This window comes from Arthrobacter sp. 10L430, assembly GCF_056395245.1.
This window is the reverse complement of record NZ_JBFTJD010000008.1, coordinates 63,492-88,423: the sequence shown is the minus strand read 5'-3', so window position 1 is coordinate 88,423 and position 24,932 is coordinate 63,492. Positions and strand designations below refer to the sequence as shown.

Annotated in this window: 24 protein-coding genes and 6 tRNA genes; 18 read left to right on the top strand and 12 right to left on the bottom strand. The window is 66.2% G+C overall.

Annotated features, from left to right (window positions below; all coding sequences use genetic code 11):
• Nucleotides 1–18 precede the first annotated feature (18 nt).
• From rpe to AC1DDG_RS10330, 6 genes are all read right to left on the bottom strand, one after another.
• A complete protein-coding gene (rpe, locus tag AC1DDG_RS10355; protein ID WP_476876014.1) occupies nt 19–675 on the bottom strand; it encodes a ribulose-phosphate 3-epimerase in 657 nt (218 codons plus the stop codon).
• 41 nt (nt 676–716) lie between these two features.
• Nucleotides 717–2,309 carry an RsmB/NOP family class I SAM-dependent RNA methyltransferase gene (locus AC1DDG_RS10350; protein ID WP_476876013.1) on the bottom strand — a complete coding sequence of 531 codons (1,593 nt, stop codon included), beginning with the start codon at nt 2,307–2,309 and terminating at the stop codon, nt 717–719.
• Complete coding sequence (fmt, locus tag AC1DDG_RS10345; RefSeq protein WP_476876012.1) at nt 2,306–3,226, bottom strand: methionyl-tRNA formyltransferase; 921 nt, start codon at nt 3,224–3,226, stop codon at nt 2,306–2,308. The genes AC1DDG_RS10350 and fmt overlap by 4 nt, the downstream gene beginning before the upstream one ends.
• Nucleotides 3,223–3,825, bottom strand: coding sequence for a peptide deformylase (gene def / locus AC1DDG_RS10340; RefSeq protein WP_476876011.1), 603 nt, complete (start codon nt 3,823–3,825; stop codon nt 3,223–3,225). Before def ends, fmt begins: the two co-directional genes overlap by 4 nt.
• 175 nt (nt 3,826–4,000) lie before the next feature.
• The gene (locus AC1DDG_RS10335; RefSeq protein ID WP_476876010.1) at nt 4,001–4,846 is read right to left on the bottom strand and encodes a cytochrome; all 846 of its coding nucleotides are present in this window, start codon (nt 4,844–4,846) and stop codon (nt 4,001–4,003) included.
• A gap of 99 nt (nt 4,847–4,945) precedes the next feature.
• Nucleotides 4,946–5,017: transfer RNA gene (locus AC1DDG_RS10330), tRNA-Val, on the bottom strand.
• Nucleotides 5,018–5,269: 252 nt separating this feature from the next.
• On the opposite strand from AC1DDG_RS10330, the gene AC1DDG_RS10325 reads away from it, so the two are divergent.
• The 6 genes from AC1DDG_RS10325 to AC1DDG_RS10300 all read left to right on the top strand — a co-directional run bounded on the left by AC1DDG_RS10325 (nt 5,270) and on the right by AC1DDG_RS10300 (nt 6,227).
• A tRNA-Gly gene (locus AC1DDG_RS10325) sits at nt 5,270–5,342 on the top strand.
• Between the two features lie 47 nt (nt 5,343–5,389).
• Nucleotides 5,390–5,460: transfer RNA gene (locus tag AC1DDG_RS10320), tRNA-Cys, on the top strand.
• Nucleotides 5,461–5,498: 38 nt separating this feature from the next.
• Nucleotides 5,499–5,573, top strand: a tRNA-Val gene (locus tag AC1DDG_RS10315).
• A 55-nt stretch (nt 5,574–5,628) separates the two neighbouring features.
• Nucleotides 5,629–5,701 (top strand) — tRNA-Gly (locus tag AC1DDG_RS10310).
• Nucleotides 5,702–5,753: 52 nt separating this feature from the next.
• Nucleotides 5,754–5,825: transfer RNA gene (locus AC1DDG_RS10305), tRNA-Val, on the top strand.
• A 156-nt stretch (nt 5,826–5,981) separates the two neighbouring features.
• The gene (locus tag AC1DDG_RS10300) at nt 5,982–6,227 is read left to right on the top strand and encodes an antitoxin (RefSeq protein ID WP_476876009.1); all 246 of its coding nucleotides are present in this window, start codon (nt 5,982–5,984) and stop codon (nt 6,225–6,227) included.
• Nucleotides 6,228–6,390: 163 nt separating this feature from the next.
• Here AC1DDG_RS10300 and zapE read toward each other — a convergent pair whose 3' ends face one another.
• Nucleotides 6,391–7,428 (bottom strand): cell division protein ZapE, encoded by a 1,038-nt coding sequence (gene zapE / locus AC1DDG_RS10295; RefSeq protein ID WP_476876008.1) that lies wholly within the window; start codon nt 7,426–7,428, stop codon nt 6,391–6,393.
• A 221-nt stretch (nt 7,429–7,649) separates the two neighbouring features.
• On the opposite strand from zapE, the gene AC1DDG_RS10290 reads away from it, so the two are divergent.
• Genes AC1DDG_RS10290 through ybaK form a run of 3 tightly spaced genes read left to right on the top strand, consistent with a single transcriptional unit; the run spans nt 7,650 to nt 9,624 of the window.
• On the top strand, nt 7,650–8,570 hold the full coding sequence (locus AC1DDG_RS10290) for a sulfurtransferase (protein WP_230116669.1): 921 nt from the start codon (nt 7,650–7,652) through the stop codon (nt 8,568–8,570).
• A gap of 52 nt (nt 8,571–8,622) precedes the next feature.
• Nucleotides 8,623–9,081 carry a SufE family protein gene (locus AC1DDG_RS10285; protein ID WP_230116670.1) on the top strand — a complete coding sequence of 153 codons (459 nt, stop codon included), beginning with the start codon at nt 8,623–8,625 and terminating at the stop codon, nt 9,079–9,081.
• Nucleotides 9,082–9,099: 18 nt separating this feature from the next.
• A complete protein-coding gene (gene ybaK, locus AC1DDG_RS10280) occupies nt 9,100–9,624 on the top strand; it encodes a Cys-tRNA(Pro) deacylase (RefSeq protein WP_476876007.1) in 525 nt (174 codons plus the stop codon).
• Nucleotides 9,625–9,639: 15 nt separating this feature from the next.
• Here the strand turns inward: ybaK and AC1DDG_RS10275 are convergent, their stop codons facing one another.
• Nucleotides 9,640–10,908: an alpha/beta hydrolase family protein gene (locus AC1DDG_RS10275; protein WP_476876035.1), complete on the bottom strand. Its 1,269-nt coding sequence runs from the start codon at nt 10,906–10,908 to the stop codon at nt 9,640–9,642.
• Between the two features lie 197 nt (nt 10,909–11,105).
• Here AC1DDG_RS10275 and AC1DDG_RS10270 point away from each other — a divergent pair, with 197 nt between their 5' ends.
• From AC1DDG_RS10270 to AC1DDG_RS10230, 9 genes are all read left to right on the top strand, one after another.
• Nucleotides 11,106–11,597 carry a hypothetical protein gene (locus AC1DDG_RS10270; RefSeq protein ID WP_476876006.1) on the top strand — a complete coding sequence of 164 codons (492 nt, stop codon included), beginning with the start codon at nt 11,106–11,108 and terminating at the stop codon, nt 11,595–11,597.
• A gap of 14 nt (nt 11,598–11,611) precedes the next feature.
• The gene (msrB, locus tag AC1DDG_RS10265) at nt 11,612–12,076 is read left to right on the top strand and encodes a peptide-methionine (R)-S-oxide reductase MsrB (protein ID WP_476876005.1); all 465 of its coding nucleotides are present in this window, start codon (nt 11,612–11,614) and stop codon (nt 12,074–12,076) included.
• Between the two features lie 145 nt (nt 12,077–12,221).
• Complete coding sequence (locus AC1DDG_RS10260; protein ID WP_476876004.1) at nt 12,222–13,625, top strand: DUF6421 family protein; 1,404 nt, start codon at nt 12,222–12,224, stop codon at nt 13,623–13,625.
• Nucleotides 13,622–14,443 (top strand): SDR family oxidoreductase, encoded by an 822-nt coding sequence (locus tag AC1DDG_RS10255; protein ID WP_476876003.1) that lies wholly within the window; start codon nt 13,622–13,624, stop codon nt 14,441–14,443. Before AC1DDG_RS10260 ends, AC1DDG_RS10255 begins: the two co-directional genes overlap by 4 nt.
• A gap of 51 nt (nt 14,444–14,494) precedes the next feature.
• On the top strand, nt 14,495–15,583 hold the full coding sequence (locus tag AC1DDG_RS10250; RefSeq protein WP_476876002.1) for a threonine aldolase family protein: 1,089 nt from the start codon (nt 14,495–14,497) through the stop codon (nt 15,581–15,583).
• 82 nt (nt 15,584–15,665) lie between these two features.
• Nucleotides 15,666–16,322 (top strand): DUF3000 domain-containing protein, encoded by a 657-nt coding sequence (locus AC1DDG_RS10245; protein ID WP_230116785.1) that lies wholly within the window; start codon nt 15,666–15,668, stop codon nt 16,320–16,322.
• Nucleotides 16,323–16,380: 58 nt separating this feature from the next.
• Nucleotides 16,381–17,703: an HRDC domain-containing protein gene (locus AC1DDG_RS10240; RefSeq protein ID WP_476876001.1), complete on the top strand. Its 1,323-nt coding sequence runs from the start codon at nt 16,381–16,383 to the stop codon at nt 17,701–17,703.
• A gap of 118 nt (nt 17,704–17,821) precedes the next feature.
• Entirely contained in the window at nt 17,822–19,138 is a 1,317-nt protein-coding gene (locus AC1DDG_RS10235; RefSeq protein WP_476876000.1) for a thiolase family protein, read from the top strand.
• Complete coding sequence (locus tag AC1DDG_RS10230) at nt 19,135–21,291, top strand: 3-hydroxyacyl-CoA dehydrogenase NAD-binding domain-containing protein (RefSeq protein WP_476875999.1); 2,157 nt, start codon at nt 19,135–19,137, stop codon at nt 21,289–21,291. The genes AC1DDG_RS10235 and AC1DDG_RS10230 overlap by 4 nt, the downstream gene beginning before the upstream one ends.
• A 46-nt stretch (nt 21,292–21,337) precedes the next feature.
• On the opposite strand, the gene AC1DDG_RS10225 is transcribed toward AC1DDG_RS10230, so the two are convergent.
• From AC1DDG_RS10225 to AC1DDG_RS10210, 4 genes are all read right to left on the bottom strand, one after another.
• Nucleotides 21,338–22,294 (bottom strand): DMT family transporter, encoded by a 957-nt coding sequence (locus tag AC1DDG_RS10225; RefSeq protein WP_476875998.1) that lies wholly within the window; start codon nt 22,292–22,294, stop codon nt 21,338–21,340.
• Nucleotides 22,291–22,896 carry a TetR/AcrR family transcriptional regulator gene (locus tag AC1DDG_RS10220; protein WP_476875997.1) on the bottom strand — a complete coding sequence of 202 codons (606 nt, stop codon included), beginning with the start codon at nt 22,894–22,896 and terminating at the stop codon, nt 22,291–22,293. Before AC1DDG_RS10220 ends, AC1DDG_RS10225 begins: the two co-directional genes overlap by 4 nt.
• Before the next feature lie 122 nt (nt 22,897–23,018).
• Complete coding sequence (locus AC1DDG_RS10215) at nt 23,019–23,810, bottom strand: TIM barrel protein (protein WP_476875996.1); 792 nt, start codon at nt 23,808–23,810, stop codon at nt 23,019–23,021.
• Nucleotides 23,807–24,928 (bottom strand): Gfo/Idh/MocA family oxidoreductase, encoded by a 1,122-nt coding sequence (locus AC1DDG_RS10210; RefSeq protein ID WP_476875995.1) that lies wholly within the window; start codon nt 24,926–24,928, stop codon nt 23,807–23,809. The genes AC1DDG_RS10215 and AC1DDG_RS10210 overlap by 4 nt, the downstream gene beginning before the upstream one ends.
• Nucleotides 24,929–24,932: the final 4 nt, after the last annotated feature.

The window sequence follows — 24,932 nt, the reverse complement described above, 5'->3', positions numbered from 1 at the left end:
CCGTCGAGCGCCGTCGAGCTAGAGCGAGCCGGCCTTCCGCAGGCGGTCGATGGCCCCGGCCGGGTCAGCGGCGCCGTAGACTGCCGAGCCCGCGACGAAAACGTTCGCTCCGGCCTCAGCGGCACGGAGGATCGTTTCCTCGGTGATGCCGCCGTCAACCTGGAGCGCAACGTTCACGCCGGAGCCTTCGATGGCGGCGCGGGCGCGGCGGATCTTGGGAAGCGTGAGGTCCAGGAAAGCCTGGCCGCCGAATCCAGGTTCCACTGTCATGATCAGCAGCATGTCCAGTTCCGGGAGCATCTCCAGGTAGGGTTCCACCGCGGTGGCCGGCCGCAGTGCCAGACCTGCCTTCGATCCGCGGGCGCGCAACTCCCGCGCCAGCTTCACCGGGGCGATGGACGCCTCCGCATGGAACGTCACGGAGGCGATGCCTGCATCCGCGTATTCCGGCGCCCAGCGGTCGGCGTCCGAAATCATCAGGTGCGCGTCCAGGGGAACCGGGCTGACCGCCTGAATCCGCTGCACCACGGGCAGCCCGATGGTCAGATTGGGGACAAAGTGGTTGTCCATCACGTCCACGTGCACCGAATCAGCGTTGCTGATTCTCTTCAACTCGGCTTCAAGGTTGACGAAGTCGGCGGAGAGGATGCTGGGGTTGATGCAGCACTGCGGCATGCGGGTCCTTTCGCGGGTGGCAAATCAGGGCTTGTTGTGGATCAGCGCTTCTTGTGGATCAGGGCCAGGAACATGGCATCTGTGCGGTGAATGTGCGGCCAGAGCTGGGCCGTGAGTTCGTGGCCCGCGTCAAGATGTCCGGTCAGGCTGACGGCATCGAGCGCATTTCCGGCGTCCAGCAGTTCGAGGTCGTCGCGCTTGCGGAGTGCATCGCTGACCACCGCCGTGGTCTCGGCCGGGTGAGGCGAGCACGTCACATAGGCCACCACCCCGCCGGGCTTTACGGCGTCCAGTGCCGACTTGAGCAGTTCCCGCTGCAGGGGGCCGAGATCAACCAGGTCCTTGGGCGTGCGCCGCCACCGGGACTCGGGCCTGCGGCGCAGGGCACCGAGTCCGGTGCAGGGTACGTCCACGAGCACCCGGTCAAAGCGTTCCGGCTGTTCGCTGCCAACTTCCCTGCCGTCTCCGGTCCGGACGTGCCAGATGTCCCCGGGGACGGCGGCCAGCGCCTGCCGGACCAGTTTGGCGCGGTGGGGTGCGGGTTCATTGGCCAGGAGGGTGGCGCCACGCTCGTTGGCCAGGGCGCCGAGCAGTGCAGCCTTGCCGCCAGGGCCGGCGCACAGGTCCAGCCAGGCTTCGCCCTCCCCCGCCACGCTGCCCAGGTCCGGGCCGCCAAGATCAGTACCGCCAAGGTCCACGGCGGCCAAGGCGCGGGCGACCAGCTGCGAGCCGACGTCCTGGACGCGTGTGGTTCCTTCCCGTACCGAGGAGAGCCGGCCGAGGTCCCCGCCGCTGGAAAGCGCGGAGCCTTCGACGAGTTCGCCCGGTGCAGCGCCGTTTTCGAGGGCTTCGTCCAGGCTGCCCAGTCCGGGCAGCGCTACCAGATTGACCACAGGGGCAGCATTGTCCGCCTCAAGGAGGTCGTTGATTTCGGTGACCGGTCGGCCATGCGCCACGAGGGACTGCCTGAACGCACGCACGATCCATTCCGGGTGGGCGTAGCGGACAGAGGCTACCTTGGTGGCGTCCTGCTCGTCGCTGAGCAGGACTTCCAGCCATTCCTCCAAAGTCCGGGCTGAGACCTTGCGCAGCACGGCATTGATCAGGGTGGACGGACCGGCGCCGATCACTGCGCGGGCCAGCCCCACCGTCTGGTCCAGCGCCGCATGGGCGGGAACGCGCATGGCAAGCAACTGGTGCGTGCCGATGCGCAGGGCATCCAGGACAGCCGGGTCCAGCTGGTCCAGGGGCCGGTCCACGCAGCGTGCCAGAACGGCGTCGTAGGTGCCCTGGCCACGCAGCGCGCCGTAGCTCAGCTCGGTGGCGAAGCCGGCGTCGCGCTTGTCCAGCCCGTGGTGCCGGATCCTCGACGGCAGCACGAGGTTGGCGTAGGCGTCCTCGGAGGCAACCGCGCGCAGCACTTCAAAGGCCACCAGCCGGGCCGGATCAGCGCGCCGGGTGCGCTGGGACGGTGCGTTCTCGGTGTAATTGCGTTGCGGGCCGCGGTTCCGTTCCCTGCCCTGGGCGTTCCGGAGACTGCCGTCCCGGCCCCGCTGGACGCCGCCCTGTCCGCCCTGTCCTGCACGCTGGGGGCCTTTTCCACGGCCGCTGCCGCTTGTCCCGGACTCGCTCATTCGAACACCACGCTTTCAAGTGAAGCCTGTCCGCGCGCCCAGTCAGCGGCGGTCATCATTTTCTTGCCCGCAGGCTGGACCCGGGTCAGCTCGACCGGGTGCGAGCCGGTTCCCACCAGCACGCTCTTCCCGTTGAGCGCCAGTGCCCCGGGCGCCAGCGCCGGAGCCTCGGGGCGCAGCAGCACGGGTTCGAGTTTCAGCCGCTGGCCGTCCAGGGTGGTCCAGGCGCCGGGCTCCGGGGTGACCCCGCGCGCCCGCCTCCCGACGGCCAGGGCAGGCTGCTGCCAGTGCAGCCGGCCGTCATCGAGTCCAAGCTTGGGAGCCAGCGAAACCTGGCCCTGCTGCGGGAGGGCCACGGCCTTCCCGGCATCCACAGCGGAGAGCGTCTGGGTCAGCAGCACGGCGCCGCTGTGGGACAGCCTGTCCAGCAGTGCTCCCGCGGTGTCATCCGGACGGACCGCTTCGGTGAGCGTCCCGAACACGGGGCCGGTGTCCAGCCCTTCCTCCAGAAGGAAGGTGACGGCCCCGGTGACGTCGTCCCCGGCGATGACAGAACGCTGGACGGGCGCAGCGCCGCGCCAGGCCGGCAGCAGGGAGAAGTGGAGGTTGATCCAGCCGTGGCGCGGAATATCCAGGGCGGCTCGCGGCACCAGGCCGCCGTAAGCGACGATGGCCGCCACATCAGGACGGACGGCAGCAATCCTGGCGGTGACTTCGGCGTCAACCTTGGCGGCGTGAATGATTTCAATGCCCAACTCTGCGGCGCGCGCTGCGACGGGCGACGGCGTGAGCACGCGTTTGCGGCCTATCGGCGCATCCGGCCGGGTCAGCACCGCAACGACGTCGAACCCGGCGTCTACCAGCGCATTCAGCGATGGGACGGCTACTGCCGGTGTTCCTGCGAAGAGGACCTTCATCCGGCGGCGCCGAAGCTGCCGGCACCGGACGTTCCGGCTCCGAAGCTGCCGCTCCCGAAACTGGAGCCGACCGTTTTGGCGCGCTTCGCCGTCGTCCGTTCGGTGATGGAGTCGTAGTTGGCGTTGCGGATGGAGCGGAGCGCAGCCTTGCGGTCCTCGCCTTCGAGGCGGTCCGTAAAAAGTATGCCGTCAAGATGGTCGGTTTCGTGCTGGAAACAGCGGGCGAGCATCCCTTCCGCATCGACCGCGACGGGGTTCCCGTGCAGGTCCACGCCGGTGACACGGGTGGCACGGTGGCGGCGGACGGGGAAGCCCAACCCGGGAATGGAGAGGCAGCCTTCCACTTCGTCGGGTTGGAAGTCCTCGCTGTTTTCCAGCACGGGGTTGATGACATGACCTTCGACCCCGCCGATCCGGTAAGTGAAAACCCTGAGGCTGACGCCGATCTGCGGCGCGGCGAGGCCTGCGCCTTCCACGTCCTCCATGGTTTCGGTCATATCGGCAACGAGCCTTGCCAGCTCCGGCCCGAATTCCGTGACAGGGTCGGCGACCGTGCGGAGCACGGGATCGCCGATGATACGGATATTCAGAATTGCCATCTGCAGTCATTTCCTCACGGTGGACGGTAACGGATCCAGACCAGTTTAGTTGCTGCCGCCCCGCCGGCGCCCCCGGTGGTTACGGCAGCTGACGTGGATGAACACTGCTAGGCCTGCTGACATGCGCCCGTGGTGAACTCCGTGCGCATGCCAGCATGGATCAGGTACACACCGGTCAGGCAAACACCGGCGGCGCCACCGGCAGCAGTGCAGGCCCGGCGCTGAGGGTGTCGGCGGACATTTCCCAGACGCGCCGAAGCGCGCAGAACTTCCACCAGTGGTGCCGCAGCACCTCGGGATTCGCCCGGACGGGGCGCACCTCCGTCTCACCGATGGCGACTGCCAGCAGTACCGGAGCCTCACCGTGCCGCCAGGGTTCCCACTCCCCCGCCTCTGCGTCCACCAGGCTTTCCTCCGCCTTCATTCCGGCGACGAGCTGCATGACCACCTTGTCATCCAGCGGCTTGACCTGGCCGTCCCGCGTGGTCCCCTTGGTCTTGTAGTCAATGAGGCAGGTCCGTCCGTTGATCTTGGCCACGAGGTCCAGCGTTCCGGCGTACCCAACCGTCGCGTTCCAAACCGTGATCTCCGGCGCCACGGGCTCCACGCGGAACAGCTCCCACCACTCATCAAAGCGGGCAGCGAAGGCTTCTTCGCCATTGGACGCCAGCGCCTCTCGGGTTTCCTGCATCCGGTGGGGCTTGCCCAAGGCACGGAGCGCCACCTGTTCGCAGTAGTTGTGCACCCGGTCGCCGCGCCGGGCTGCGTCGTCACGGTACGTTTCTGCGGCCTTGGCCGCGCGGTTCACCGCCTGCCGGACCTTGGCCGGACTGCCCAGGATCTCGGGAAGGGAGGGATCCTTGGCGAGGCTGCTGGCACCCATGTAGCCAAACCAGCCGTCCAGCCCATGGGGCTGCTGGCCGATGACTGTGGTGATGGAGGGCACCGAGAACACTTCCGTGGTGGAGCGCGCGTACATCCGGCCGTATTCCGTGGCGTGGGCGAGAAGTGGATCAGTCATGGCGAGACTCTTTCACAGGGGGCTGACAGTTAAGTCGGGAAACAGAAAAGTCCGTCCCGCCCAGATTGATTTCCCTGGGCGGAACGGACCATTCATCGGTGGGCGATACTGGGTTCGAACCAGTGACCTCTTCGGTGTGAACGAAGCGCGCTACCACTGCGCCAATCGCCCCGATGCATTTGAATGCTAGCCCACGATGCGGGGTTTACGGAAATCGGGCGAGCGGCGGCGTACAGCGACCCAACAAAGACGCGCGAATTACACCTCTGTAATTCAAGAATTTGCCTAGAATTCAAGGAAGTACAGGGGTCTGCGCCAGCGTCGGGGAGGTCGATTTGGAGATTCCCTGAACCTCCTATAGAGTTTTTACTCGTTGGAACGCGAGGAAATGCCGCTCAAGGCAAGGAATCGAAGCTCCGAAATGCGGACGTAGCTCAGCTGGTAGAGCACCACCTTGCCAAGGTGGATGTCGCGAGTTCGAATCTCGTCGTCCGCTCGCAGGACACTGTCACGGCAATGATTCTTAGGAATCGATGCTTACACGGTGGGTTGGCCGAGAGGCGAGGCAGCGGCCTGCAAAGCCGTATACACGGGTTCGAATCCCGTACCCACCTCGGTGAAAACCATGGTTTCCGGTCTAACCGGATTCAATGGGCGATTGGCGCAGCGGTAGCGCGCTTCCCTGACACGGAAGAGGTCACTGGTTCGATCCCAGTATCGCCCACCAGAGCAAGGAAACTTGCTCGTTGTTGAACGCCCGGCCTGCCGGACGTACTTCATGCGCGGACGTAGCTCAGCTGGTAGAGCACCACCTTGCCAAGGTGGATGTCGCGAGTTCGAATCTCGTCGTCCGCTCTCTGTAATCCTTTGCGGATTCGAACCCAGGATTTACCGGTTTTCCGGTTCCGGGCGATTGGCGCAGCGGTAGCGCGCTTCCCTGACACGGAAGAGGTCACTGGTTCGATCCCAGTATCGCCCACACAGCAAGCAGCTCTCCGGAGCTGCTTTTTTCTTGCCCTCACGCAGCGGGCCCCTCACCGGTTTGACAAATTTTGTCAACTGATTCTTGGCATAGAACCGACGGAGGGCTAGGATCGAATGCGGAGGAGCGATCTGGCTCCGCGATTGAAGGGAGGTGCTCGTGGGACTAATTGACGATCTAAAGGGCAAAGCTCAGGGTCTGATCCGCGGCAACGAGCAGGCCATCAAGGACGGCATCGAAAAAGCGGGCGACTTTGTCGACTCGAAGACGGGCGGCAAGTACGCCGGCCATGTAGATAAGGTCCAGGATGGCGCTTCCACCTACGTTGACAACGCAGACGGTACGCCGAACGAGGCCCCGGCGGGCCAGGTAGTGCCGCCGGTCGAGAAGGCTCCGTAACAAGGATTTGCCCGGGCATTGCCCCGACACGTCAACGGGGGCGCCGGTCCCGCCGAGAGGCGGCACCGGCGCCTTTGGCGTTTAAGTGCCCTTGGCGTTTAACTGCCCGTGCGTCGACTGCCTGAGGCGTTCAAGCACTGTTGACGCTTAAGCGGCCCGGTCGCTAGGACGGCTCGTGGTTCTGGCCTTCACGGGCCAGGGCGGTGAGGCGCGAGACCGCCCGGAAGTACTTCTTCATGTAGCCGCCGGTCATCATTTCTTCCGTGAACAGCTTGTCGAAGGGGACACCGCTGGCAAGGATCGGAACGTCCTTGTCGTACAACCGGTCCGCGAGCACCACGAACCTCAGCGCAACAGCCTGTTCGGTAATCGTCTCCACATCCCGCCAAACAACACCGTCCACTCCGTCAAGGAGCTTGCGGTAGCGGCTCGGGTGCACACCGGCAAGATGCGCGATCAGGGTCTTGAAGTCATCCTCCGCCACAGTCTGGCCATCGAACTCGGCCTTCATGTGGGCGTGGAGTTCACTGTTCCGCAACGGGGACGGCGCCGCCGGCAGTCCGCGGTGCCGGAAATCCTCGCCGTCGATCCTGAGGACATCGAACTGGTCTGACAGGACCTGGATCTCCCTCTGGAAATCGACCGCAGCGAACCGGCCGTCGCCCAGGGAGCCGGGCAGCGTGTTGGAGGTGGCAGCGAGCTTGACACCGGCGTCGGCGAGTTCGCGCATGAGCCGGGACATCAGGACGGTATCGCCAGGATCATCAAGCTCAAACTCGTCGATGCACACAAGCTTGTAGGAACTCAGCGCTTCAACAGTTTTCCGGAAGGACAGGGCGCCCACCAGGTTGGTGTACTCAACGAACGTGCCGAAGGCCTTGGGCCCCGGGGCAGCGTGCCACAGCGACGCCAGCAGATGGGTCTTGCCAACGCCGAAGCCGCCGTCAAGGTAGATACCGGCCCTTGACGTGTCCTTCTTCGCGAAGAGCCTTTTGAAAAGTCCCGCGCCGTCGCCGGCGCCCACACCCCCGGCGAATGCTTCCAGCGCGTGCACGGCTGCAGCCTGGCTGGGCTGCGAAGTGTCAGGCCTGTAGCTGGCGAAGGACACCTGCCCGAACCTGGGCGACGGGTAGAACCCTTTCAGGAGCTCATCCACTGACACCGCCGGCGTCCGGGTGGCAAGCTTTTCGATCTGTACCAAGGTGGTCCGTTCTGCTGGTGACTTATCCCCAGAAAGAATACCGGCAATGGCACCGCCTCCAGCCTGCACGGTGCGCACACGCCCGGAAGCCGTGACCAAGCGCACATTTCGTCCTGTTAACGGGGGGAAGCTTTCACCGCGGCCCGTGGCTAGTGTTGGAGCAGTGACCGACCGGTTCCTTCGGCGGTCTGCCGTGACCGTTTCAGTGAAAGGCCATATGAATGTCCTACCCAGTTGAACAGAACGAAAAGTTCGCCGCTTACGCCAACCCCGAGCGGCTGGTCTCCACGGAGTGGCTCGCCGCCGCCATCGACGGCGGGGCCCTGGACAACGGAAAACTCGTGGTGGTGGAGTCCGACGAAGACGTCCTGCTGTACGAGACCGGGCACATCCCCGGAGCCGTCAAGGTCGACTGGCATACGGACCTGAACGACGAAGTGACCCGCGACTACGTGGACGGCCAGGCTTTCGCGCTCCTGGCCGCCGCCAAAGGCATTTCCCGCGACACCACCGTGGTGATTTACGGCGACAAGTCCAACTGGTGGGCCGCCTACGCACTCTGGGTCTTCACTCTCTTCGGACACGACGATGTACGGCTGCTCGACGGCGGCCGCGACAAATGGATCGCCGAGGGCCGCGAGCTGAGCACGGCCGTTCCGTCGCCCGCACCCGGCAACTACCCCGTCGTCGAACGCGACGACGCCCCGATCCGCGCGTTCAAGGAAGACGTCCTTGCCCACCTCGGAAAGCCACTGATTGACGTGCGCTCCCCCGAGGAATACACCGGCCAGCGGACCCACATGCCTGCCTACCCCGAGGAAGGCGCACTCCGCGGTGGCCACATCCCCACGGCCGCGTCCATCCCGTGGGCACGCGCAGCCGCGGAAGACGGCACGTACCGGAGCCGCCCGGAGCTGGAGGCGCTTTACCTGGACGAAGCCGGACTGACGGAAGGCGACGACGTGGTGGCCTACTGCCGCATCGGCGAGCGTTCCAGCCACACCTGGTTTGCGCTGAAGTACCTTCTCGGCTTTGACACCGTACGGAACTATGACGGCTCCTGGACCGAGTGGGGCAATGCAGTGCGCGTGCCGATCGTTAAGGGTGCCGAGCGCGGCGCGGTCCCCGCGGGCGTTAGGTAAGCAGCCGTAAGAAAGGGACCGGGCGGGAACAAAACTGCGTAAGCTTGAAGCGATGAGTACTTATGCACTGCCCACCGCGCTGGCGGAAATTGTCGATGACTTCCAGGCACTGAGCGAGCCCGAGAGGCTCCAGCTGCTGCTGGAGTTTTCTCTGGGCCTGCCCGAACTGCCGGAGCGGCTGCGGGACCACCCCGAGCTGCTCGAGCAGGTGGTTGAGTGCCAGTCGCCGTTGTTTCTGACCATCGAGACGGAGAAGAACGACGGCGGGTCCCCCGCCTTCCGGCTGTTTTTCAAGGCGCCTCGCGAGGCCCCCACGACGCGGGGCTTCGCGGGCGTGCTCCATGAAGGGCTGGACGGCCTTACGGCTGAGGAAATACTTGCAGTGCCGGACGACATGCCTGAACTGCTGGGTCTCACCCGGGCCATCACTCCCCTCCGGATGCGCGGGATGACGGCAATGCTTGGGCGGATCAAGCGCAAGGTTGCCGCTTCTGCCAGGCTCTCCAGCTAGGGTTTCAGGCCCGGGCCAATGGCGCGAAAGAACACTTCACAGGGAACGCCTGCCACAGCCGCACTGGCTGCGGCGGGCGTTTCCTTCACCCTGCACCCGTACAGCCACGACCCCGCTGCAGCCAGTTACGGGCTGGAGGCCGCCGAGGTGCTCGGGGTTGACCCTGCACGGGTCTTCAAGACACTCATGGTCGAGGTGGACGGCAGGCTCGCCGTCGGCGTCGTTCCCGTGAGCGGAAACTTGGACCTGAAGGCGATCGCGTCGGCCCTGGGGAGCAAGAAAGCCGCCATGGCGGATCCGGCTGCGGCCGAAAGGCGGACCGGCTACGTCCTGGGCGGAATCTCGCCCCTGGGCCAGCGGCAGCCCTCCCCCACCGTCATCGACGACAGCGTGCTGGCGCTGGGCACCGTCCTCGTTTCCGGCGGCCGCAGGGGCCTCGACATCGAACTCGGCCCCACGGACCTGATCCGCCTCACGAAGGCCATCACCGCACCGATCAGCACGGTAGCGGCCAGCGCCAAAACCATCACCGGCGGGCGCTAATCGCCCCGGCTGGCGCTAGTCCCCCAGGTCACGTTCCACGCCGGACTGCTGGCCGGGAGCCTGACCGGGACCGGGCTGATCTGGATTCAACTGTCCTGGATTTAGCCGGGGCGCAAGCTGCTGCTGCAGCCAGGCCTTGACCAGGCTCTCCCACCGGACCGGATCGACATTCCACTCCTTGGCATGCCTCGCCTGCCCGAACGCCTCGAACGTCACCATTTCGGGGTTCTTCTCCGCGAGGACGGCGGACGGTCTGTACGGCACGTATTCGTCGTCCACGCTGTGAATAATCAGCGTTGGCGTCCGGAGTTCCACCGCCCGGGACACCCAGTCCATGGCCTTCAGGTCCACCGGCGCAGCCAGCCCGGTGAGGCGGCGCCCGAGGCGGTGACCCATCATCAGCTGGCCGTACCGGCCGACACCGGACGGGATCCTGTTCAGTTCGGCGTGGTGCGCCAGCACGTTGACCCAGTCGATGACGGGTGCGTCGAGGACCATGGCCCGGATGGCATTGCGGTGCCTCGACAGATCGGCAGTCTGCAGGCAGATGGCGCCGCCCATGGACCAGCCGAAGAGCACCACTTCCCGGGCCCCATGGGCGAGGGCGAAGGCGATGGCGGCGTCGATATCCCGCCATTCGGTGGATCCCAGGCCGTACCTGCCGTCCGGCGCCGAGGGCGCCAGCCCGTCGTTTCGGTAGGAAACCAGGAGGCTGGTCAGTCCCAGCTCGTGCGCGGCCCGGGCTGCACGCAGGCTTTCCTGCCGGGTGGCACCGCGGCCGTGGACCATGATGGCCCACGTTTCGGCGCCGGGCTCGGCGCGGATCAGCCACGCGGGAGCTGTTCCGCCGTCGACTTCAATGCCGACGTCCTCCGAGGCAAGTCCGACGGCGGAGGGATCGGGATACACGGCGCCGCTCCACCAGCCGCGGCGCGCGGTTTCCAGGTTTCCCTGGTAGACAGTCTCCACCTCGCGCAGCACTGTGCGCTCGGCCGGAGAGTAGGACAGGATCCTGCCGATCCTCGCGTGGCCGTTCCCGCCATCGAAGAAGAGGCTGTAAACGCCATCCTGGGTTGTCTCCGGTGTCGCGGCAAGGATGACTTGCAGGCCCCTGCCCTCCCTGATCACGGCGAGCACTTCCTGGTCCGCCGGCCGCGCACGGGCGGGCGTCAGTACGCGCCTGGCGAAGTACAGCGCCAGCGCCGACGATCCGGCCCCCAGGAGTGCCGCCGCAGCGCTGCCGGCAATAATTCCGCCGAGCGTCCATTTCGCCCGCAGGGTCATCTTGCTGGCCGGCTGCGCCGTGGTGTCCAGAAGGGCCACCGCCCCCTGCTGGCCGGTGCCGGGAAACAGGTGGCGCTGCAGCTCTGTGCCTGGCCGGAAGGAGGAGTCCATTGCACCATTGTTACCGGAGTCGGCTCCCGAGGCACATCCGGCGGCAAATGCATGCGGGCGCGGTTCCGCCGGGCTAGGCTGATGGCATGAGCGATCCAATCGTCATTCTCACAGAAGAGCCGCTGGGTGCGGACGACCGCGTCAACATCGAACGCCTGGTGAACGGGGGTGACGCGCCTCTGGTCGTGCTGGTCCCAGCCAACACGGAACGGCATCTGCTGGTGGATTTCCTTGAGAACCTCTCCATGCTGGACATCGCCAAGGCCTTCCGGGAGCTGACGGCACACGCGCCAGATCCGGCCACGCAGCGGGCGGCAGCCTCGGAGACATTGTCTGTCTCGCTCCGCGCCCTTGAGGGTCTCGGCAGCGGGGTTTCCGGCGAGACGGTGGATGGCGGGGCGGTCAACAGCCTGGTGGCCAAGGTGAAGGAACTCGGCGCCGCACAGGCCGTCGTCATCACCCGGCCGCACGCGGTATCAGACACCTTCCACACCGACTGGGCCAACAAGGCCCAGGACCGCCTGGGGCTTCCCGTGCTTCACCTGTACGCGGGCTCGGGATTTATTGGCGACTCCTGAGCGTTGATGAGGCTATGAGCACTCCAGAAAAAGCTGAAAACACGGTAGACACGCCGGTTGTCCGGAGCGACGACGAATGGCGCCGCGAACTCACCCCGGCGGAATACCGCGTGCTGCGCCAGGCCGGCACGGAACGCCCGTACACGGGCGAGTACTGGAACACCCACACTGCGGGCGTCTACCAGTGCCGGGCGTGCGGGGCCGAACTGTTCACCAGCAACGAGAAATTCGATTCCCACTGCGGCTGGCCCTCCTTTTGGGCACCCTTGGCAGAGGGAACGGTGCGGTATATCCACGACCGCACTCTCGGGATGGACCGCGTCGAGGTGCGGTGCACAAACTGTGATTCCCATCTGGGGCACCTCTTTGAGGGCGAAGGCTACGGCACGCCCACGGACCAGCGGTACTGCATCAACTCGGTCTCCCTGAAGCTGGTCACGGCCGAGAACGCGGACAGCACCGCGGCCACGGAGTCCTGAGGCTTCCCGGCGCTATACCTGGCTGGCTTGAACTGATCGATGAGCCTCACAGTTTCTTATGCTGAGGCCTAAAATGGATTAGGAACTCTGGCTGCTTGTTACGCTCGGCGTAGATGCTCAGGCAACCAGGAAGGCCACGCCGAAGATGACCATTACCGTTACCACCGCCCCCGCCAGGATCTCCGCGGACCACCCCGAATGGCGGCAGCTCAAGGCAGCAGCCACGGCCTTGCGCGGACTGCAGGTCCAGGACGGCTCCGTCCCGGACAAAGCGGACCACGCAGCCGCGGCGGGCCTCGTTTTGGCCATCATTGACGCAGTCGAAGCCGTTGCCCCGTCCTTCCCGCACGATGCCCGTTACCTGGAACTCCTGGCCGGCGACTTCACCCGCTGGATGGAGGCCGGATTCGGCATCCCTGACTTCCTGGATTCCCTGCTGGCGTTCCAGCCCCAGGAGCACCGTCACAACGGGCTTCAGCACCTGGTGGTCTTCCCCATGTACACCCAGAACGGCAGCAACAGCCGGCTCGTTGAGGCTGTCCTGATCGACGTGATCTGGCCCGAATTCATCGCCGGGCTCGAAGAGGGAGAATACTCCAACAAGCTGTTCGTCCCCATCCGTTTCCTCGACTTCACACCTGGCTACGACACCAACTCCGCCGTGCTGTTCCCGGAGACCGTGGCCGTCCGCGAAACCCCCAAATTCACCTGGGGCGCGATCTTCGCAGACCGTGAGGCCGCCCGCTTCCGCCGGGTCCTCCGCGCCGCCGCGGACACCACGTCCCTGGAACTGCCCGCCGGGGCCGCCGAACTTCTCGAGGACCAGGAACTCACCGAGAAAACGTTTGTGCTGTGGGATCTGATCCACGACCGCACGCACATGCGCGGCGACCTGCCCTTCGACCCGTTCATGATCAAGCAGCGCATGCCGTTCTTCCTGTACTCGCTGGAAGAGCTGCGCTGCGACCTGACGGCCTTCCGGGAATCCGCGAAAATCGAAAAGGACGAAGACGCCGATCCCGAGGCCCGCCGGCATGCCAAGCTGGTCCAGTACGCCGTCATTTTCGACCGCATTTTCCGTTTCGCCATCACGGGCAGCCGGGTCCGCAACTACGACGGACTGGGCGGTCAGCTGCTGTTCGCCTGGCTGCACCAGCACCGCGTGCTGCACTGGACCGACAGCCGCCTCAGCATCGACTGGGACGAAGTTGCCGGCGTCGTCATTGACCTCGGCGCCCGGATCGAGGAGCTGTACTGGCGCTCCATCGACCGGCCCAAGACCGCCCACTGGCTGGCGGCTTACGAGCTCATCTCCGGAACGCTGACCCCCAACCCGGCCTCGGTCTGGGCCAGGGGGCCGGGGGCCCTCCCCCTGGACGGGCCGCCGCGCGGCCTCACCGACCAGGTGCTGGACGACGAGTTCCCGCTGTCCATGTTCTACGAAGCGCTTGAAAAGAAGATGCGCCACGTGATCGAGTCGACCGCCGGCATCACCGGATCATCAGACGCAACCGGCACCGGCCCCGCCGCGGAGGCGATGACCGAATGACCGGAAACAGCACCCCCACCGTCGTGGTCACCGGCGGGAGCGGCCCATCGGGCATCGCCGTGGCACGCGCCCTGGCGCGGGCCGGCTTCGCGGTATACACCGTCGGGTCGGACAAAGACCGGATCGAAGCCGCCGCGGCGCAGGCCGGCAGCGGTGTCACGCCTCTCATCTGCGATCTCGGCAGCCTGCCGGCCGTCCGCGAACTCCGCGGAGCCCTCGCGCGGACAGCGGGCAGGATCGACGGCGTCATCCACCTCGTGGGCGGCTGGCGCGGGGCCCAGGGTATCGCCGACCAGAGCGACGAGGACTGGGACTTCCTGGAACGCAGCTCCGTGACGACGCTCAGGAACGTGACCAGGGTGTTCTACGACGACCTCGCAGCATCTGAGGTCGGCCGGTTTGCCATGGTGTCCTCGACGGCGGTCACCGCGCCGTCCGCCGGCGTTGCCAGTTATGCGGCGGCCAAGGCCGCCGCCGAGGCGTGGACCATGGCAGTGGCGGACGGGTTCCGCCAGGACCAGCACTCCGAAAGGCAGGCAGGCGCAGGGCAGGCAGACGGCGGCCGGCACCTCTCCGACGAACTGTCCAGTGACGAAGAACAGTCCAGTGACGCTGAACAGCACAGTGACGCTGAACAGCACAGCGCCGCTGTCGTCCTCGTGGTCAAGGCGCTCGTGGACGGTGCCATGCGGAGCCGCCAGCCCGAACGCAAGTTTCCCGGTTACACCGACGTCGAGGATCTGGCAGCCGCCGTCGTCGGCCTGTTCGGAAAACCCGCCGCTGAACTGAACGGGCAACGGATGCTGCTGACCCAGTGACAGCAGCAATACCTGGCCGGAACTCCTTAGACTGAAAGCGTGACCAAAGCGATGACAACCACTGTAGAAACGGCCGGCAACGGCACCATGTCCCGGCTGCACGACGCGTCAGTCCGGGGCTTCGCGTCGGACAACTACTCGGGCGTGCACCCCGAGGTGCTGGCCGCCCTCGCGGCCGCCAATGAGGGCCATCAGGTGTCCTACGGCGAAGACGACTACACAGCACGCCTCCAGGAACTGATGGAACGGCACTTTGGCGAAGGCATTGAGTGCTTTCCCGTCTTCAACGGCACCGGCGCCAATGTGCTGTCGCTGCAGTCCCTGCTCCCCCGCTGGGGCGCGGTGGTCTGCGCGTCAACGGCCCACATCAACATGGACGAGAACGGCGCTCCCGAGCGCATCGGCGGGATCAAGCTCCTTCAGGTTCACACGCCGGACGGCAAGCTGACTCCTGAACTCATCGACCGCGAGGCCTGGGGGTGGGGTGATGAACACCGCGCCCAGCCGCTGGCCGTCTCCATCACACAAACCACGGAACTGGGCACGTGCTACACCCCGGAAGAGGTGCGCGCGATTGCCGAGCACGTCCACGCCAAGGGCATGAAACTGCACATGGACGGCGCCCGGCTGGCCAATGCCGCCGCGCACCTCGACGTCCCGCTGCGTGCGTTTACCCGCGACGCCGGCGTGGACATCCTGTCATTCGGCGGCACTAAGAACGGGCTGCTGTTCGGCGAGGTGGTGGTGGCGCTTAATCCGGAAGCCGCCCACGGCCTCCTCTTCCTGCGCAAGATGAACATGCAGCTGGCCTCCAAGATGCGCTTCATGTCCGCCCAGTTCATCGCGCTCCTGGAAGGCGACCTGTGGCTGCGCTCAGCCGCGCACGCGAACGCCATGGCCGCTAGGCTGCGGCACGCGGTGGACGCCATCGACGGCGTGGAGCCGACCCAGAAAACGGAATCCAACGGCGTCTTTGCCATTCTGCCCGATGGCGTGGCGGACCGGCTGCGGACGTCCTTCCGCTTCTACGACTGGAATGAAGCCGCCCGCGAAGTCCGCTGGATGTGCTCCTTTGATACCAGCGAGGAAGACGTGGACGCATTCGTCGAGGCCATCAGGAGGGAACTGTCCGCCGGGTAGGGTCGGCCGGATTGCCGGGGCTGGATTGCGGGGGCCGGCGGCGAGCCTGCGGGGATCGGCGGGTTCCAGTGCGTAGCCTGCGATTGTGAACGCACTGGCCCAGGTTCCTGCGGATTTTCTTTACGCCTTGGGAACGCTCCGGAAAGCACGATGCCGCAGTGAGCTGCGCCTGGACGAGATCCCGGCGCCGTCACGGCTGGCGCCGTTCGCCGTTGCACTTGGCGCCGAGGTCATCGGCACCGGCAGCCTCGGCAGCGACTACGCGGCTGTCCACGGTCCGGCGGCCATGGCCCTGGCCCGCTCCGCAGCTGCCAGCGACTCCGACGGCGACGAACTCGCCACCGGCCGCTTCATCCTGCTGCACGATCCCGACGGTTCCGCCGTCTGGGACGGCGAATTCCGGATCGTGACCTACATCCGGGCCCAGCTGGATGCGGACATGGGCAACGACGAAATGCTCGGCTCCGTCGCCTGGACCTGGCTCGTGGAAGCCCTGGAAACGCACCGTGCCCCCTACCGGGCCGCGGGCGGAACGGCCACCCGCGTGCTGTCGGAAAGCTTCGGCACGCTCTCCGACAGGCCCGGATCAATCGACATAGAACTCCGGGCATCCTGGACCCCTGCCGGCGCCGATGTCCAGGCCCACCTTGAAGCCTGGTCCGACATGGTCTGCACGTTTGCCGGCCTCCCCCCGCTCCCCGATGGCGTCTCCGCGCTGCCCCGCAGGCGCAGGAACTAAGGGCCCCGGCCCATGGTGACTCCGCCCTGCGGCGTGCTGCCGGTAAACTAGGGGCATCATGACCCCTCAAAATCCGGAAAACACCACAGCCGGCGCCCCGGCTGCTGAAACCACACCCCACATCTCGGTGGAAGGCTTCGATAGCCGCGTCCCCGTTGTCATCGACCTCGACTCCCCGCGCGACGGCGTGCCGCTTGTCATTGAGACGCAGTCAGGACTGGAGCGCTGCGCGGCAGCCATTGCCGCCGGCACCGGCCCGGCGGGGGTTGACGCGGAGCGGGCCTCGGGCTTTCGATACGGTCAGCGCGCCTTCCTGGTCCAGATCCGCCGCGAGGGATCGGGCACGTGGCTCATCGATCCCGAACCCTTTGACGACCTTCGGATCATCAACGATGCCCTCAAGGGCGTCGAATGGATCCTGCACGCGGCCAGCCAGGACCTTCCCTGCCTTTCAGAGCTCGGCATGTGGCCCGACAGGCTGTTCGACACCGAACTCGCGGCCCGCCTGGCAGGACTCCCCCGGGTCGGACTCGCCGCCGTCATCGAGCAGCTCCTCGGATTCGGCCTCGCGAAGGAGCACTCGGCAGCCGACTGGTCCACCCGCCCGCTGCCGGAACCGTGGCTCCGTTACGCCGCCCTCGACGTCGAGGTCCTGACGGAGCTGCGTGAGGAGCTCATCGAACTGCTCGAGGCAGACGGCAAGCTCGACTTCGCCGAGCAGGAATTCGCTGCCATCCTCGCCGCCGGACTTGCGCCGCCAAGGATCGACCCCTGGCGCAAGACCTCGGGGCTCCACCAGATCCGCGACCGCCGCCAGCTGGCTGCGGTGCGCGAGATGTGGCTTGAACGCGATTCGCTTGCCCAGAAGCGGGATGTGGCGCCGGGCCGGCTGATTCCTGATTCCTCCCTCGTGGCTGCAGCCAAGGCCATGCCCGCGACCGTGCCGCAGCTGCTGGGCACCAAGGGATTCCATGGCCGGGCCGCCCAGCGCGAGGCCCCCCGCTGGCTCCGCTGCATCGCAACCGCCCGCACCTTGGACGACCTTCCCCCGCTGCACCTCCCGACCAATGCACCCCCGCCGCCCCGGGTCTGGGCCGAGCGCGACCTCGCCGCCGCGGAGAGGCTGTCCACAGCCCGTCCTCTGCTGCAGATGAAGGCCGAGGAATTCAATCTTCCGCTGGAGAACCTGCTGACGCCTGATTACCTGCGCCGCGTCGCCTGGCGCCCGCCGGCTGACATCAGCGAAGCGTCGGTCGCCGAAGAGCTCAGTTCACTGGGCGCCAGACCGTGGCAGATTGAACTTGTGGCGCCGCTGATCACCGCGGCGTTCCTGAATCCGCAGCCCCTGCGGCCGAAGGAACCCAAAGAGCCAACGGCCTAGCAGAAATCCGCTCCTTGCACGCTAAGTTACTGGCGAGTAACATTGGGCTCACTGACGCTTGGATCCCTGATGATTTCTGGCCAGGATCCGGCACCAACGTCTCAATGAGGAGCAGCACGTGAGCCAACACCGAAGCAGCGGAAACCAGCGCGTTGTCCGCGACGTCGTCTTCGTGGACGGCGTGCGCACGCCTTTCGGCCGGGCCGGCGAGAAAGGCATCTACGCCGGCATGCGGGCTGATGACCTGGTGGTCAAATGCATCCGCGAACTGATGAGGCGCAACCCGGCCTTGCCCGCCGCCCGCGTCGACGAGGTGGCCGTCGCGGCAACAACCCAGACGGGCGACCAGGGCCTCACGATCGGGCGGACGGCTGCCCTGCTGGCGGGGCTGCCCCGCACCGTTCCCGGCTTTGCCATCGACCGCATGTGCGCCGGCGCCATGACCGCCGTCACCGCGACCGCGGGCGGCATCGCCTTTGGCGCCTATGACGTCGTGATTGCCGGCGGTGTTGAACACATGGGCAACCACCCAATGGGTGCCGGCGCCGACCCGAACCCGCGTTTCATGTCTGAGCGGCTCGTGGATCCGGCCGCCCTCAACATGGGCAATACGGCGGAGAACCTGCATGACCGCTTTCCGGCCATCACCAGGGACCGCACTGACGCGTACGCGGTTGCCTCCCAGAACAAGCTGCAGGCCGCGTACGGCACCGGACAGATCCAGCCGGACCTTGTTCCGGTGGCCACCATGAAGCCCGGCCAGGGCTGGACCGTCAACACGGTGGATGAGCCGCCGCGCCCGGGAACCACGCTGGAAGACCTGGCCTCGCTGCGGACGCCCTTCCGTGCCCACGGCCGCGTGACGGCGGGCAATGCTGCCGGACTGAACGACGGCGCCACGGCGGCGCTGCTGGCATCCTCCGACGCCGCGGCGGAACTGGGGCTGCCCGTGAAGATGCGGCTCGTCAGTTATGCCTATGCGGGAGTGGAGCCGGAAGTCATGGGCATCGGGCCCGTTCCGTCGACCGAAAAGGCCCTGGCGAAGGCTGGCCTGGACATCGGGGACATCGGCCTGTTCGAAATCAACGAGGCATTTGCCGTCCAGGTCCTGAGCTTCCTGGACCATTTCGGGATCTCCGACGACGACCCCCGGGTCAACCGCTACGGCGGGGCCATTGCGGTGGGCCACCCGCTCGCCTCCTCCGGAATCCGGCTCATGAACCAGCTTGCCCGGCAGTTCGAGGAGGACCACACCGTCCGCTACGGCATCACGGCCATGTGCGTTGGCCTGGGAATGGGGGCCACCGTCATCTGGGAGAACCCGCACCACGCCGACTACAGCGGGGCGGCGTCCCTGAACGCCGAAAACACCGCAGAAATATCCGCACGGAACGAGTCCCCGGCCTCCACCCACACCGCAGGAGCAACAGCATGAGTGCAGCAGATTTCCGCAAGCTCGCCGATCTCTTCCCCGACGAGACGGTCACCCACTCCTACGTACAGGACATCGAGCTGCCCGCCGACGCAGGCGGGGCAGGCGGAGGCACTTTCGCTCTCATCACCCTCGACAACGGGCTGGATCATTCCAAGCCCACCACCCTGGGGCCCAACACGCTCGTGGAACTCGGCACCGTTCTCGAAGGACTCCGTGACCGGGCCGCCAAAGGTGAGATCGTGGGCGTAGGCGTGACGGGCAAGCCGTATTATCTCGTGGCCGGTGCTGACCTGTCCGCGGTGAAGTCGCTCAACAGCCGGGAGCACGGCCTGTGGATGGCGCAGCTGGGGCACGATGTCTATGCCACGCTTTCCAACCTTGGCGTGCCAAGCTTCGCGTTCATCAACGGCGTGGCACTGGGCGGAGGTCTGGAAATCGCCCTGCAGTCCACGTACCGCACTGTCTCCTCCGGAGCCGGCGCGCTGGCCCTCCCTGAGTCCTTCATCGGGCTGGTTCCCGGCTGGGGCGGGGTCTATCTGCTGCCGCGCCTGATCGGCCCCGAAAATGCCCTCAGGGTCATGATCGAAAACCCGCTCAGCAACAACCGCACGCTCACCGGGCCGGATGCCTACAGGCTGGGCATCGCCGATGCCATGTTCGAACCGGCCGACTTCGTGGAACAGTCCGTCGCATGGGCCGCGAAAATCATCTCCGGCGAGGTCACACCCGAGCGGCCCAACGCCGTCGACCCTTCTGACCCGGAAGTGGCCGCCCGCTGGGCCGGGGCGGTGGCGGCCGGCCGCTCCTTCGTGGAGTCCAAGACGTCCAACGCCTCGCCCGCACCCGCCAAGGTCCTGGAGATCATGGAGACCACCCGGACCTTGTCGGAGGCAGACTCCGCGGCATTGGAATGCGAAACCCTGGCCGGCCTCATGCAGACCGACGAATTCCGCTCGACGGTCTACGCATTCCTTGACCTCGTGCAGAAGCGCTCCAAGCGCCCCGCCGGCGCACCCGACCGCAAGCTCGCGCGCCCCGTGACCAAGATCGGCGTGGTGGGTGCCGGACTGATGGCCAGCCAGCTTGCCCTCCTTTTCGCCCGCCAGCTCAAGGTCCCTGTCGTCATGACCGACATCGACCAGGCCCGCGTGGACAAGGGTGTGGGCTACGTGCACGCAGAAGTGGACAGGCTGCTGGGCAAGAAGCGGATCAGCCAGGACGCCGCCAACAGGACCAAGGCGCTCGTGACCGGGTCTGTTTCCAAGGAGCAGTTCGCAGATGCCGACTTCGTCATCGAAGCGGTCTTCGAGGAGCTGAACGTCAAGAAGCAGGTCTTCGCCGAACTGGAGGCCGTGGTCTCCCCCGACTGCGTCCTCGCCACCAACACGTCATCCCTGTCCGTCACTGCCATGGCCGCAGACCTGCAGAACCCGGAGCGGCTGGTGGGCTTCCACTTCTTCAACCCGGTGGCCGTCATGCCGCTGCTGGAGATCGTCCGTGCCCCCCGGACAGACGACGCGGTGCTGGCCACCGCCTTCGAACTCGCCAAAGGGCTCAAGAAGACCGCAGTGTTGGTCAAGGATGCTCCGGCTTTCGTGGTCAACCGCATCCTTCTGCGGCTCATGGGCGAAGTCACCGCGGCCTTCGACGAGGGAACGCCGGCGGACGTTGCAGACAACGCCCTGCGGCCCATGGGCCTGCCCATGACGCCGTTCACGCTGGGCGCGATGGTTGGCCTGCCCGTGGCACAGCATGTGCAGGAGTCGCTGCATGCGGCGTTCGGCGAGCGCTTCCCGGTGTCGCAGAACCTGCAGAAGCTGATTGACAACGGGGTGAAGTCACTCTGGGTGCCTGCTGCCGACGGCGGCCAGGAGATTCCCCCGTCGACGCTGGCGCTGATGTCGTTCGGGACTTCCCCTTCAAGCGGCGAGGAAGTCCTGCGCCGCACGCAGGATGCCCTGGCCGAGGAAATCGGCCTCATGCTCGACGAAGGCGTGGTGGCCGGGCCGGAGGATATCGATCTCTGCATGATCCTTGGTGCGGGCTGGCCGATGTTCCTGGGCGGCATTACTCCTTATCTGGACCGGGTGGGCGCGTCCGAGCGTGTCAACGGCAGGCGCTTCCTGGCCCCCGGAGTGGCGTCCCGGCCGTAAGTTTCTGCCGGCGGCGCGGCCGGGCGTTGTCGGGCCCTTCACGTTTTTAACGTGACGGGCTCGACGCCCGGACTTTTTCGGCCTGCCCGTAACGCGGTGTAGGGGCAGGCAGCGTCAGCACGAACAGGCTTCCTGCGACCAGCGCGGCACCAACCCAGGCCAGAGCCGGCAGGCGTTCGCCCACTACTGCCACCGCCAGGATGGCGGCCACCACTGTCTCAGTGAGGGATATCGTAGTGGCCGTGCTGGCGCGGACACGGGCCAGGCCCCAGCCGAACAGAACGTAGCCGGCAAACATTGGGACAAGGGCCATATACAAACCGACGGCCGCGTTCTGCCAGGAAGTGACGAGCGGAGTGCCGGTTATTGCCAGTACGGGCATGAGCAGTAGGCCGCCTATGCCGAAGACGGACCCCATGACTGCTGTTGAGGGTACGCCAGTGTTAATCAGGCGGTGGGCGGCCCAAGAGTAGACCGCATACGTGAGCCCGGCAATCAGCCCCAGGCCGATACCGGCTGACGTGGACCATCCCAGATCCGCTGCCGGATCACCTTGCCCGGCTCCGGCGAAACACAACAGCAGGGTACCGGACAGACCGAGCACCGCGCCCACCGCCCACCGTCCCGTAAATCGTCTCTTGTCCACAATCCGTTCAATGACGGCGGAGGCGAGCGGAGCTGAACCGATGGAGACAACGGTCCCAACCGCCACGCCGGCCAGGTGCATTGACGAGTAGAAGGCGAGCGGGTACGTTGCGACGGCCAACGACCCCAAAGCCATCGTGGACCACTGGCTGCGCAGGGATGTGGCGAACGCCATGATCGATCGTGCTGCAATCGCCGCCTGGAGCAGGCCGCCCAAACCCATTGCTGCCGCTCCGATCGCGAGTGGGCTTACTTCGGGGGCAAAGGTGGCCGCCGTTCCCGTTGTGCCCCACAGCACCGAGGCGGCCAGGACAAACAGCGCCCCCCAGGAACTTCCCCTGAAACCTGCGTTCTTCACAGGCCGCCGATCAGCGTGGCCGCAATCCCGCGGGCTTCCTGAATACAGCTGTCGTTGCCTTCGAGGCCTGCCCGGGCCATCGACCCTTCAAGCAGGAACGCCAGGTGCCGGGCAATTGAACCCGCCCGATCAGGTGAGTGCGGAAGGAGCTCGGCCACATGCTCGGATAACAACGCTTCAACCTCCTCCTTGTGCCGCCGGACCACCGTCCTTCCAGAGTCCCCGGCGGGCAGCTCGGCTGCGGCGTTGAGCAGGCCACAGCCCCGAAAGCCATGCTCGTACGCCAGACCGGCGTGATCTGCATACGCATCGAAGACCGCGAGGACGCGCTCCCTGGCGCCGGTCGCCCTCTCCAGCCTCATCCGATAGAGCCCCATCCACTCCTCGTGGCGGGCAGTCAGGTACGCCGTGATGAGGTCCGCTTTCGAGGCGAAGTTGTTGTAGAGGCTCTTCTTGGCCACGCCGGCCTCTGCCGTAATGGCGTCAATTCCCGTTCCGGCCAGGCCGTCTGCATAGAATCGCCGCGAGGCCGCCTCGATGAGTGCGTCGCGGGCACGTCTCCTGGGCGGGGCGCCTCCTGGTGTCAGCTGCTTCCCGGTCATCAGTGCTCCTCGCGAGTGGTGTGCGTAGTAGGTAGCCTAGTCTACCTACTACTCGCCCGAGTGCGCCAGCGCAGCGGTACCGCGTACCATGACCAGCGCCATGAAGGTGGCCGTCGAGCCGGTCAGACGTCGAAGGCGGATCCGAAGGCGGCCAAGGCGGTGTCCCCTGCTTCCAGGCTCTGCCCCCCGAACGCACCTGCCTCCAGGCCGATGACGCCGGTGTACCCAGCATCTCTAAGGGCCGAGGCGACGGCACGGTAGTTGATCTCCCCTGTACCGGGTTCGAACCGGCCCGGAACGTCGGCAACCTGGATCTCCCCGATCCATGGCCGGGCGGCACGGACCAGTTCGATCAGGTTTCCCTCTCCGATCTGGGCGTGATAGAGATCCAGCATCATCCTCACGTTCGGATGATCAACCGCCGAGACAAGGGCCATGGTGTCCTTTGCCCGGGCCAGCGGTATGCCGGGGTGGTCCAGAATCGTGTTCAGGTTTTCGAGTGCAAACGTCACGCCATGCTTCTCACCCAGCACGGCCAGACGCTCAAGGGTGCGCAGGCCTGTCAGCCACATCTCGCCGGTAGAACGGTGAAGCGGCCGGACGGCGCGGCCTCCCTCGCCGAGCTCGGCCGGGTGGACCACCATCCGTTCGACACCGAGTTCCAAGGCCGTTGGAATCAGCTTTTCCGCGGAGGCGAGCACTTCCGCGGCTCCAGCGGGGTCGATGAGGCTGCCGCCAAAGTAGCCGCTCATCGACGAAAAGCGGGCCCCGGTGGCTGCAAGGGCCGCAATATGCCGCCCCCGGGTGTCCCAGAGCTCTACTTCGAAGCCCTTCCCCTGGATGCGGCGGACCCTCTCGATCAGCGGCAGCTCACCGTAGACCATTTCGGCACAGACGGCCAGGCGGAAGCTCATGCGTGCTCCCCCACAGAGCGGAGATCCGGCTCGGCTGCCCGCAGCGCGGCGATCGAGGCGACATCCACAGGCAGCCCGGTCCCGGCTGACCGTGCCGCGGCCAGGGCCACCGCCAGGGCGTTGCGGGCATCTGCCCAGCCCGGACCAGGAATTCCCATGGCCTGGACGCCCTCACGCCGCGCCGAAACTGCGTCGGCGAAGCGTCCAACTTCCTCCGTGTAGGCGTCGTGGAAGAGGTCCACGTTTAAACGCACCGTGGAACTGCCGGTGCCGGCTGCGGTGTAGCTGGTCGCGCTGGAGGCCCGCAAACCGCCGGCTGTCACCATGCCGGCGGACCCGAACACCTCACCCCTCACGTCGTAGCCGTACAGTGCGTTAAAGTTCGCCTCGGCCACCGCAATGGCACCGTTGCTGTAGGTGACGGTGACAACCGCCGTGTCCAGCAGCCCGCCGGCTTTCGCCTCCGGGGCAACCAGCGCGTCAGCCACCGCGTGGACGCGCACTGGAATGGCGCCCGGATTCAGCCAGTTCAGCGTGTCAAAGTCGTGGATCAGGGTCTCCAAGAAGATCGTGTTGGGCGGGATGCGTTCCGGATTCGCGATCCCAGCCTCGGTACCGGGGTCCCGCGTCAGGGACCGCAGCAGCTGGGGTGTCCCCACAACGCCGTCGTCTATCAGCTTCCGTGCCGCGGCGAAATCGGCCGCGTAGCGCCGGTTGAAGCCAAACTGCACAATAACGCCGGCGGCCTCGGCCGCCGCCATGGCCTCATCCAGTTCCTCGACAGTGCGGCCGCCGGGCTTTTCGCAGAACACGTCCTTCCCCGCCCGGGCCGCGGCCGCGATCAGACCGGAGTGGAACCGCGCCGGTGCCGCGATGAGCACGGCATCGACGTCCGGGTCATTGATGACATCAGCGGGATCGGCGCTGATTTTGGCAACGCCCAGCCGGCTCGCGAGGGCCTCGACGGCGGGCATGGCCGGATCGGCAATGGCTTCGAGGCGGGCATTGGGAATCCGGCGCGCAACAGACTCGGCGTGGAAGGTTCCGATCCAGCCGGCGCCGATCAGGGCGATTCGGACGGGACGGTCTGCGTTGACCGGGTGCTGACGGTAACTCATGGCT

Bases quoted from the DNA above. Each gene is read 5' to 3' on its own strand.
- AC1DDG_RS10215 (WP_476875996.1), bottom strand. From the start codon at position 23,810: ATGAGCTTCCGCCTGGCCGTCTGTGCCGAAATGGTCTACGGTGAGCTG.
- AC1DDG_RS10220 (WP_476875997.1), bottom strand. From the start codon at position 22,896: ATGACCGGGAAGCAGCTGACACCAGGAGGCGCCCCGCCCAGGAGACGT.
- AC1DDG_RS10230 (WP_476875999.1), top strand. From the start codon at position 19,135: ATGAGTGCAGCAGATTTCCGCAAGCTCGCCGATCTCTTCCCCGACGAG.
- AC1DDG_RS10260 (WP_476876004.1), top strand. From the start codon at position 12,222: ATGACCATTACCGTTACCACCGCCCCCGCCAGGATCTCCGCGGACCAC.
- AC1DDG_RS10335 (WP_476876010.1), bottom strand. From the start codon at position 4,846: ATGACTGATCCACTTCTCGCCCACGCCACGGAATACGGCCGGATGTAC.
- AC1DDG_RS10290 (WP_230116669.1), top strand. From the start codon at position 7,650: ATGTCCTACCCAGTTGAACAGAACGAAAAGTTCGCCGCTTACGCCAAC.
- AC1DDG_RS10285 (WP_230116670.1), top strand. From the start codon at position 8,623: ATGAGTACTTATGCACTGCCCACCGCGCTGGCGGAAATTGTCGATGAC.
- rpe (WP_476876014.1), bottom strand. From the start codon at position 675: ATGCCGCAGTGCTGCATCAACCCCAGCATCCTCTCCGCCGACTTCGTC.
- msrB (WP_476876005.1), top strand. From the start codon at position 11,612: ATGAGCACTCCAGAAAAAGCTGAAAACACGGTAGACACGCCGGTTGTC.
- AC1DDG_RS10255 (WP_476876003.1), top strand. From the start codon at position 13,622: ATGACCGGAAACAGCACCCCCACCGTCGTGGTCACCGGCGGGAGCGGC.
- fmt (WP_476876012.1), bottom strand. From the start codon at position 3,226: ATGAAGGTCCTCTTCGCAGGAACACCGGCAGTAGCCGTCCCATCGCTG.
- def (WP_476876011.1), bottom strand. From the start codon at position 3,825: ATGGCAATTCTGAATATCCGTATCATCGGCGATCCCGTGCTCCGCACG.
- ybaK (WP_476876007.1), top strand. From the start codon at position 9,100: ATGGCGCGAAAGAACACTTCACAGGGAACGCCTGCCACAGCCGCACTG.
- AC1DDG_RS10270 (WP_476876006.1), top strand. From the start codon at position 11,106: ATGAGCGATCCAATCGTCATTCTCACAGAAGAGCCGCTGGGTGCGGAC.
- AC1DDG_RS10250 (WP_476876002.1), top strand. From the start codon at position 14,495: ATGACAACCACTGTAGAAACGGCCGGCAACGGCACCATGTCCCGGCTG.
- AC1DDG_RS10240 (WP_476876001.1), top strand. From the start codon at position 16,381: ATGACCCCTCAAAATCCGGAAAACACCACAGCCGGCGCCCCGGCTGCT.
- AC1DDG_RS10210 (WP_476875995.1), bottom strand. From the start codon at position 24,928: ATGAGTTACCGTCAGCACCCGGTCAACGCAGACCGTCCCGTCCGAATC.
- AC1DDG_RS10275 (WP_476876035.1), bottom strand. From the start codon at position 10,908: ATGACCCTGCGGGCGAAATGGACGCTCGGCGGAATTATTGCCGGCAGC.
- AC1DDG_RS10350 (WP_476876013.1), bottom strand. From the start codon at position 2,309: ATGAGCGAGTCCGGGACAAGCGGCAGCGGCCGTGGAAAAGGCCCCCAG.